Genomic DNA, 8,027 nt, shown 5'->3' on the forward strand with positions numbered 1-8,027 from the left:
TTCAGGCAGGGGAGGCTTATGCCTCGCCGGACGATCGTTCCCGGTTGTGATAACCCTGTCTGAATCGCCACCATCAATTTTTTCAATTAATGGAAGGGGTAGCAGGAATGTTCAATACCAAAAACGACTGGCATCAAGCTGATATCATCGCTGCATTACGTAAGCGCGGTACAACCTTAGCGGCTGTTTCTCGTGCATCTGGTCTCAGCTCATCTACACTGGCAAATACTCTCAGCAGACCGTGGCCGAAAGGCGAATGGATTATTGCTAATTATCTCGAAATACATCCTTCTGAAATTTGGCCTAGTCGCTATTTTGATTCGTATGGTCAATTGATTGAGCGCAAGGTTCGGGATAAATCATAAAAATAATCAGTTCCATTTAAAAATCATCGGGAAGATAGCCGTAACGGGGTATCTTCTCACTAGCAGTAACATTCGTAGTTGTTACTTTAATAGTTTTCAACTGAATATACGCAACCCTCATAGCTTGGAACGTTTAGCGTATTGGCCTCGTTTTATTGTTCACACATTCACTCTTATTCTTTCTTTTCTTTTGCCTTGTTTTTATCTTATGCTTTGTTTATAGATTTGTTCAGTGTTCTATGTATAAACAATTATATAAATAAACAAGAATAAATCAGTTAAAAAATGAGTATTATTTATTCAATATCAATCAGTTGTGTTTTAATTGCGAGTATAGACTATATATAATTACTCAAGGTTGTTTTCATGGCGTATACTGGTACGCTATTTCGTTTTTGTTTAGTGGATTGATGTGGTACATGGCTGGAAAAAAACCAACTAACAACAGTATGGCTGAACCAAAAGATCGCCAAGTGGAAGGGCTGAAACTTCCACCACACTCTTTGGAAGCAGAGCAATCCGTGTTGGGCGGTTTGATGCTGGATAATGAACGTTGGGATAACGTATCCGAACGTGTCACCAGCAATGATTTTTTCAGTCGTCCACATCGGCGTATTTTTGCTGAAATGCAGCGTTTGCTTGAAATGGGCAAACCTATCGACCTGATTACATTATCAGAATCCTTGGAGCAAAATGGGGAGCTGGATAATGTCGGCGGCTTTGCTTATCTGGCCGAATTGTCCAAAAATACCCCAAGTGCGGCGAACATTAATGCTTATGCGGATATTGTCCGTGAACGTGCTGTTGTTCGCGATATGATCGCCGTTGCTAATGAAATTGCAGATGCGGGGTATGATCCACAAGGCCGCACCAGTGAAGAATTATTAGATCTGGCGGAATCAAGGGTATTCCAAATCGCAGAAAATAGGGCGAATAAAAACGAAGGCCCGAAAGGCATTGAGCAGATCCTGGAAGAAACGGTTGAACGAATTGAACAACTGTATCAACGTCCGCATGACGGTGTGACAGGAGTTTCTACCGGTTATCAAGATTTGGATAAAAAAACCGCTGGCTTACAAAAATCTGACTTAATCATTGTCGCAGCACGTCCTTCAATGGGTAAAACCACTTTTGCGATGAACTTATGTGAAAACGCAGCGATGATGCAGGATAAACCCGTTTTGATTTTTAGTCTGGAGATGCCCGGCAATCAGATCATGATGCGTATGTTGGCGTCTCTTTCCCGTGTAGATCAAACACGTATTCGTACTGGTCAGCTTGATGACGAGGACTGGGCGCGTATTTCCAGCACCATGGGGATTTTGCTGGAAAAACGCAATATGTATATTGATGATTCATCCGGTTTAACCCCTACTGAAGTGCGCTCCCGAGCAAGAAGAGTTTTCCGTGAAAATGGTGGGCTTAGCCTGATCATGATCGACTACCTGCAATTAATGCGGGTGCCTTCCCTATCTGATAACCGTACCTTGGAAATTGCTGAAATATCCCGATCACTCAAGGCATTGGCGAAAGAACTCCAAGTACCCGTTGTTGCATTATCCCAGCTTAACCGTAGTCTGGAGCAGCGAGCTGATAAAAAGCCCGTTAACTCAGACCTGCGTGAATCAGGCTCTATCGAACAGGATGCTGACTTAATCATGTTTATTTATCGTGATGAGGTATATCACGATAATAGTGAACAGAAAGGTGTGGCAGAAATTATCATTGGTAAACAGCGTAATGGCCCTATCGGTACAGTGAGGCTAACGTTTAATGGTCAATGGTCACGGTTTGATAATTATGCAGGGCCAAGCTACAGCGATGAATAAACAATAATGAATAACGTATTATTGAAAACCTACTGACCGGAAAAGAATAAAAAGGGGACAAAATGAAAGCGGCAACTGCTGTTATCAACCGTCGTGCTCTGCGACATAATCTGCAACAGGTCAGGGCGAAAGCTCCGAACAGTAAATTGCTTGCAGTTGTGAAAGCAAACGCCTATGGACATGGTTTATTGGAAACTGCGTATACAATGGAAGACGCTGATTGTTTTGGCGTTGCACGAATAGGGGAAGCATTGGATCTGCGCAGTAACGGGATTATCAAGCCAATCCTGCTTCTGGAGGGTTTTTTAGGGGCGTCAGATCTCCCTGTTTTGGTTGCCAATCATATTGAAACCGTGGTGCACAACATCGAACAACTTGAAGCTCTGGAACAGGCTAATTTATCTCATCCAATTAAGGTGTGGATGAAGTTGGATACGGGGATGCATCGTCTTGGCGTTCGTCTGGATGAAGCAGAAGATTTTTATCAACGCTTGAGTCGTTGCCGTAACGTCGAACAGCCCGTTAATATAATCACCCACTTTAGTCGTGCCGATGAACCACTGATGGATACAACTTCCCTGCAAATTGAACGTTTTATGTCATTTATTGCGAGTAAAGCTGGTGAAAAATCTATTTCAGCATCTGGGGGAGTTTTGTTGTGGCCACAGGCACATCTGGATTGGGTTCGCCCTGGCATCATGATGTATGGTGTATCGCCAATGGCAGATAAAACTGCGGCTGATTTTAACTTAATTCCAGCGATGACATTGAAATCTAGCTTAATTGCTGTACGCAAGCACAACTCGGGTGAAGCGGTAGGTTATGGCGGTACTTGGGTTAGTGAACGTGACACATATTTAGGTGTTGTAGCAATCGGATATGGTGATGGCTATCCCCGCAGTGCACCATCAGGCACACCCATCTTTATTAATGGACGTGAAGTTCCTCTTGTTGGCCGGGTTTCCATGGATATGATTACGGTGGATTTGGGGCCAGATTGTCAGGACAAAGTGGGTGATGAAGTTATTCTCTGGAGTACAGTCTTACCTGCTGAAAGAATTGCGGAATATACGGGGATTAGTGCCTATGAGCTGATCACGAAACTAACCTCACGTGTTGCAATGGAATATCTGGACGAATAATCGGGTTAAGTTATATTGTCTGTTATTGTGTTTTTATATCACTATTTTTATACAACAGTTTTTATGCTAACTAAGTAGCAGGGAGTATAATGTCGTGTTCCAGAATGTTGATGCTTACGCAGGTGATCCTATACTTTCGTTGTTGGAAGTGTTTAAAAAAGACCCCCGTGTAGAAAAAATTAATCTGAGCGTTGGGTTGTATTACGACGAGCAGGGTATAACACCTCAATTGCAGGCTGTTGCAATCGCAGAAGAACAAATGAAAGCTTTGCCACAGTCTGCGTCTCTTTATCTCCCCATGGAAGGTTTGCTTGGTTACCGGCTGGCAATTCAAGAATTATTGTTCGGTGAAGATCATCCGTTGTTGCAGCAAAATCGTATTGCAACGATTCAAACTGTTGGAGGTTCAGGCGCACTAAAAGTTGGTGCTGACTTTTTGCATCGTTATTTCCCTGATTCTGAAGTGTGGTGTAGTGATCCGACATGGGAAAACCATTCTTCAATTTTCTCTGGAGCAGGGCTTAAAGTAAATTATTACCCTTACTTTGATGATAAAACCAAAGGGGTAAGATTTGATGAAATGCTGGCAACTTTCCGGCAATTGCCAGCAAAAAGCATTATTCTGATGCACCCTTGCTGTCATAACCCAACCGGCTCTGATCTCACCAATGAACAATGGGATCAGGTAGCTCAGGTTGCCAAAGAGCAGGCGTTGATCCCATTCCTTGATATCGCTTATCAGGGATTTGCTGATGGAATGGAAGAAGATACTTACGCGATTCGGGCAATGGCAAAAGCAGAATTACCTTGTTTGATCAGCAATTCGTTTTCAAAAATCTTCTCCCTGTATGGTGAGCGTGTTGGTGGATTGTCCGTTATTTGCGATGATGCCAAAACAAGTGAATGTGTTCTGGGACAATTGAAAGCCAGTGTACGTCGGATTTATTCCAGCCCCCCGAATTTTGGTGCTCAGGTTGTAACAAGAGTCTTAGTTGATCCGTTACTAAAAGCGCAATGGTTGAAAGAAGTCGAGCAGATGCGTTTACGCATTCTGGAAATGCGAACTGTGTTGGTTAGCGCACTGAAACATGTGTTGCCAGAGAAAAACTTTGATCACTTGCTGAAACAACGCGGTATGTTTAGTTATACCGGCTTTAGTCCTGAACAGGTTAATCGCCTGCGTGAAGAATTTGGTGTTTATTTGATTGGTTCTGGTCGGGTTTGTATGGCCGGAGTGAACTATCATAACGTACAGCGTGTTGCAGAAGCATTTGCGGCAGTGAGTTAGTGATTTTTATTCCCTGAATATTTGGGGAATTGGTGAAGATAATTACTACAGCCCTTTGTTCTGGTATTAGGCAAAGGGTTTCTTATATTCTACAGATATCTCTATTTAATATAAAAATAAAAGATTTTTATCGGTTATTTCATGACAGTAAATTGCTCGCTATGTTAATTTATAACCGTTTTCTATGATAGTAAGCACCGATATATATCAAGTCCTGATATGTAAAATCTCGCTTCTCCCACCTTTATATTAAATAGCAAAAATGCTTAAACTAATCTTTTAATTTCAAAAGATTAATCAAATAGGAATAAAAAAATGCAACACCAACTCTTGAATTCTTGAACTCTTTCATCAATTATTGAGGTGAATATTAGTCTGTAAAGGTGTAACACGCTTTTTATTGGGATAATTTTAAAAGAGCTAAAGCATTATGGATATGCAATCAAGAAAGTATGGTAGAACTTTTCATTATCCATTCTCACCAGGAACAACCAGTGATGATCGTATTAATCATGTTTGGTGGCAGGATATACAGAACATTAATCAATTTATTCACACAGAAAAATTAGACGGTGAAAATAACTGCCTGAACCAATATGGTGTATTTGCCCGTTCTCATGCTGCACCGACACAATCAGCATGGACGCAGCAGATCCGCCAACGTTGGCAATTAATTAAGGGTGATTTGGGTGATATAGAGATTTTTGGTGAGAATCTGTATGCCATTCACTCCATCGAATATCGTCATCTTGAAGAATATTTCTTTGTCTTTGCTATACGTATTAAAGATATATGGCTTAGTTGGGAAGAGGTAAAGTTTTATGCTGCCTTATTTGATTTTCCTACTACGCCAGAAATTGCCATTCCTGAAACACGAGATGAATCAGCGTTCATTAAAAATATTATTCAAACCGCAAAGCAGGAAAGTTGCTTTTCTTCATGGGATACACAAACAAAACAACGTTGTTCAATGGAAGGTATTGTCAGCCGTGATGCAGGTGAGTATTCAGTTATTGATTTCCCACATCATGTTTTTAAGTTTGTGCGCAAAAACCATGTTAAAACGGATATTCATTGGAAGCATCATTGGCAACGAGCGCCTCTTTACTTTGAATACTATTCGGATGGAAAGAGAAAATGAGTTGGATATTCAGTAAAAATAAGTCATGGGATTATTTATCTAAAACGTTTTCTTTCATTGCAGATATGGGGGGAGTTCAGCAAGATCCCATTCACCACGCTGAAGGTGATGTTGCCATTCATACTCAAATGGTACTGGCAGCATTGGAACAGTTGCCTGAGTATCAAACACTGGAGAAAGAAGAACAGGAAATACTCTGGACGTCTGCTTTGTTGCATGACGTGGAAAAGCGAAGTACTACACGGATGGATTTAGATGAACGAATCGTTTCTCCCGGTCATGCCCGTAAAGGTGAGTTGACTGTCAGGCAGATTTTTTTTCAGCAAATTCCTATACCATTTGCGATACGTGAACAAATTGCTGCTCTGGTGCGTTTTCACGGATTACCACTATGGTTGATGGAAAAACCTGAACCACAGAAAACTCTGTTGGCGGCGTCATTACGTGTTGACACCTATCTATTGGCTTTATTAGCGAGAGCCGATGTCTTAGGGCGCAAATGTCATGATGCACAGGAATTACTGGAACGCATCGAATTGTTCGAACTTTATTGCCGTGAACAAAATTGTTGGAGTAATGCACGAAAATTCTCTTCTCCAGAAGCTCGTTTTTATTATTTTTCCACGGAAAGTAAACAGCCGGATTATCAACCTTATGATGATTATGGTAGTCAGGTGATTTTATTATGTGGATTACCTGGCATGGGAAAAGATCATTTTATCCAGCAGTATTATCCAGATTGGTTTGTTATTGGTTTGGATTCGATTCGACGTCGTTACCAGATAAGCCCGGAAGACAAGAATGCCAATGGCTGGGTTGTACAACAGGCAAAACAGCAGGCCAGAGAGAAATTGCGTAACCGACAGGATTTTGTCTGGAATGCTACTAATCTTACCGGTCAAATGCGTCAGCAACTTATTCAGCTATTTGTCAGTTATGACGCTAAAGTTAAGATTATTTATATCGAACAGGACTATAAACGATGGCGACAACAAAACAGTAATCGCGAATATGTTGTACCGGATAAAGTGATGGATCGAATGCTGTCTAAGCTAGAAGTTCCGACGCCTGAAGAAGCACATGAGGTGTGTTATTTCATCAATAATTCAATGAATTATGAATATTGAATTTCCTTCTGAATGGCCTTTCAGGGGAAATGGTCTTGCAGGAAAAGAGAAGGCTGTGGAGTGTATCAGCCTTCTTTCTTCTACCAAGATAACGAAATGTTATTACTGCAATAGCTGATAAAATGTTGGGTTATCATCACACTGCCCACTGCCACATTCCAGCACAGTAGAGACCAGATTAGCGGTGATCAAGATCGCGAACAATCCCATAGCAAGTTTGCCGAGTATGTGTGGTGAATATTTTGCTGGATCATGATTACCTGCTTTCAGGGGCATGATGGCAGCAATAGTAATAATGGTAAGAATAGATAAGATTGCAGCCCACGTATAGAAGTGCAAACCAAAGAAAGTGGAGCCATACCCTGCATCTCCAGGCAGGATATGTAAAGAAACCTGCCGCATAGCAACAAAGCCAGTTACGATACAACCCAGTAAGGAAAAGCTGTAGTGAGCGTTTTTAACACCAAAATAGATATTAAACAGGAAACCAAAGCCAATCATCATGATGCCTGCACGTTGCAACAGACATAGTGGGCAGGGAAGTTCAAAACGTGCCAGTTGATAATAAAATGCCACGATTAGAATGGCACAAATACCAAATAAACCAAGTATATTCAATGTAATGGCAGGATTAAGATTGCGAGATGCTGACATAGAATTATTCATTATGGCCTCCGGTTAAAAAGAAAGATTCAGTGCATCAGTAGCATGATATTTAAACCAAAATACCGTAATGATTAATAAGACAAACCAAAGCGTATAGGTCAGTTTCTTCTTGCCGGTAACAACAGTAGCAATCATAACTAACGCAATTAAAAACGGTAAAAACATATACATATTTAATCTCCAATATAAGTTAACAAAATATATAATATCATTATGAAATAAATTTACCTATAATGTGAACACAGCATCTTTAAAGGTCCAGCAATAATATTAGAACAACAATATCAGACTGATCTAAATAGGATTATTTCGTTGATTATTACAGCCAGAAAGGTGTTTGTTGCATTAAAAAATATTAGAATAATTTAATAAGTAAAAATCCGCCTTCATAGAAGGCGGCTTTGACGCGGCCCCCTAAAAGGGGGCTTAAACACTATTCTTCCAGCCCCAGCTGTATTTGTCTTTCTGC

General features: G+C 40.8%; 8 protein-coding genes. 6 read left to right on the forward strand and 2 right to left on the reverse strand.

Going from position 1 to position 8,027, the window contains the following annotated elements; translation table 11 throughout:
• Window positions 1–107: 107 nt before the first annotated feature.
• The 6 genes from Xbud_RS16705 to Xbud_RS16730 all read left to right on the forward strand — a co-directional run bounded on the left by Xbud_RS16705 (window position 108) and on the right by Xbud_RS16730 (window position 6,892).
• On the forward strand, window positions 108–365 hold the full coding sequence (locus tag Xbud_RS16705) for a helix-turn-helix domain-containing protein (RefSeq protein ID WP_099137171.1): 258 nt from the start codon (window positions 108–110) through the stop codon (window positions 363–365).
• Window positions 366–784: 419 nt separating this feature from the next.
• Window positions 785–2,194, forward strand: coding sequence for a replicative DNA helicase (dnaB, locus tag Xbud_RS16710; RefSeq protein ID WP_099137172.1), 1,410 nt, complete (start codon window positions 785–787; stop codon window positions 2,192–2,194).
• A gap of 62 nt (window positions 2,195–2,256) precedes the next feature.
• The gene (alr, locus tag Xbud_RS16715; RefSeq protein WP_099137174.1) at window positions 2,257–3,336 is read left to right on the forward strand and encodes an alanine racemase; all 1,080 of its coding nucleotides are present in this window, start codon (window positions 2,257–2,259) and stop codon (window positions 3,334–3,336) included.
• 94 nt (window positions 3,337–3,430) lie between these two features.
• Entirely contained in the window at window positions 3,431–4,624 is a 1,194-nt protein-coding gene (locus Xbud_RS16720) for an amino acid aminotransferase (protein ID WP_099137176.1), read from the forward strand.
• A 430-nt stretch (window positions 4,625–5,054) separates the two neighbouring features.
• The gene (locus Xbud_RS16725) at window positions 5,055–5,765 is read left to right on the forward strand and encodes an RNA ligase family protein (RefSeq protein WP_099137178.1); all 711 of its coding nucleotides are present in this window, start codon (window positions 5,055–5,057) and stop codon (window positions 5,763–5,765) included.
• A complete protein-coding gene (locus tag Xbud_RS16730; RefSeq protein WP_099137180.1) occupies window positions 5,762–6,892 on the forward strand; it encodes an AAA family ATPase in 1,131 nt (376 codons plus the stop codon). Before Xbud_RS16725 ends, Xbud_RS16730 begins: the two co-directional genes overlap by 4 nt.
• A 102-nt stretch (window positions 6,893–6,994) precedes the next feature.
• Here the strand turns inward: Xbud_RS16730 and Xbud_RS16735 are convergent, their stop codons facing one another.
• Both Xbud_RS16735 and Xbud_RS19945 read right to left on the reverse strand, forming a co-directional pair.
• The gene (locus tag Xbud_RS16735) at window positions 6,995–7,558 is read right to left on the reverse strand and encodes a disulfide bond formation protein B (protein WP_099137182.1); all 564 of its coding nucleotides are present in this window, start codon (window positions 7,556–7,558) and stop codon (window positions 6,995–6,997) included.
• Between the two features lie 12 nt (window positions 7,559–7,570).
• Window positions 7,571–7,729, reverse strand: a complete 159-nt coding sequence (locus Xbud_RS19945) for a DUF5993 family protein (RefSeq protein ID WP_169923096.1) — start codon at window positions 7,727–7,729, stop codon at window positions 7,571–7,573.
• Between the last annotated feature and the right edge of the window lie 298 nt (window positions 7,730–8,027).

Source organism: Xenorhabdus budapestensis (assembly GCF_002632465.1).
In the GTDB taxonomy this organism is placed as follows: Bacteria; Pseudomonadota; Gammaproteobacteria; order Enterobacterales; family Enterobacteriaceae; genus Xenorhabdus; species Xenorhabdus budapestensis.

What these genes read in the sequence shown, in the direction of transcription:
- Xbud_RS16705 (WP_099137171.1), top strand. Translation starts at nt 108, where the DNA reads ATGTTCAATACCAAAAACGACTGGCATCAAGCTGATATCATCGCTGCA.
- dnaB (WP_099137172.1), top strand. Translation starts at nt 785, where the DNA reads ATGGCTGGAAAAAAACCAACTAACAACAGTATGGCTGAACCAAAAGAT.
- alr (WP_099137174.1), top strand. Translation starts at nt 2,257, where the DNA reads ATGAAAGCGGCAACTGCTGTTATCAACCGTCGTGCTCTGCGACATAAT.
- Xbud_RS16725 (WP_099137178.1), top strand. Translation starts at nt 5,055, where the DNA reads ATGGATATGCAATCAAGAAAGTATGGTAGAACTTTTCATTATCCATTC.
- Xbud_RS16730 (WP_099137180.1), top strand. Translation starts at nt 5,762, where the DNA reads ATGAGTTGGATATTCAGTAAAAATAAGTCATGGGATTATTTATCTAAA.
- Xbud_RS16735 (WP_099137182.1), bottom strand. Translation starts at nt 7,558, where the DNA reads ATGAATAATTCTATGTCAGCATCTCGCAATCTTAATCCTGCCATTACA.
- Xbud_RS19945 (WP_169923096.1), bottom strand. Translation starts at nt 7,729, where the DNA reads ATGTATATGTTTTTACCGTTTTTAATTGCGTTAGTTATGATTGCTACT.